This is a genomic window from Halorubrum sp. SP9, assembly GCF_005435015.1.
In the GTDB taxonomy this organism is placed as follows: Archaea; Halobacteriota; Halobacteria; order Halobacteriales; family Haloferacaceae; genus Halorubrum; species Halorubrum sodomense.
The window spans coordinates 1-784 of record NZ_SGXU01000186.1 but is presented as its reverse complement, the minus strand read 5'-3'; the positions used below and the strand labels follow the sequence as shown (position 1 = coordinate 784).

Annotated in this window: 1 protein-coding gene; it reads left to right on the top strand. The window is 47.2% G+C overall.

Going from position 1 to position 784, the window contains the following annotated elements; genetic code table 11:
- A partial coding sequence (locus EXE45_RS17120) for a glycosyltransferase (protein ID WP_137695039.1) occupies positions 1 to 784 on the top strand: 784 nt, incomplete at both ends.

Below are 784 nucleotides of genomic sequence, written 5' to 3'. Positions count from 1 at the left end.
GCCCTCGGCGATAGAGACAGTCTTGAATAGCCTTGCGCAACAAACACGTACCCCCGACGAAATAATCGTCATCGATGACAGTGACGATGACCGCACAGGGCAAATCGTTTCAGAAGCCAACAAAACGACATTCAACGAACTGGGAGTCAAAGTCCAGTACTTCCAGAACAGTGGAGGGAATCAACCTGTTGCGCGGAACAAAATCCTATCAATTTGTACCGGAGACATTCTTTGTTTCCTTGATGATGATACGTTTGCTCCCCGAAAATGGCTTGAAAGTCTCGTAGAAACGTACAAGCACCATCCAGATGTCGACGCTATCGGTGGACCGGCACTTACAGCTGACGAAAACCTTGAAGTACAACAGGAGTTACTAGAGGTGAGCGAAAATCAAAATCGCTACCTCAAGTACGGCGAAGTACTAGATGAGTCCGACCGGTGGGTTCCACCTTCAGTTACGGAAACTGAAAAATTTAGAGGTGCGAATATGTCGTTCCGTGTATCCGCACTTGAATCTGTGGGGGGGTTTGACGAATCATATAAAGGCAATGGTTATCGTGAGGAAGATGACGTAACTGTCCGGCTTGTACAAGATGGGCGATTGTTGTTGTACAACCCGGAAGCGCTAGTATATCATTTCATCTCGCCAGAAGGGGGAGCAAGACATGGAGACAAGCGTGAACTGGAGTACTGGAAGGGACGAAACATAGTGTACTTCAAACGTAAGAACTTCGCAGATCAGTATTATGTGGCAGTATTACGTCTGTTTCTGTGGACGTCAGGA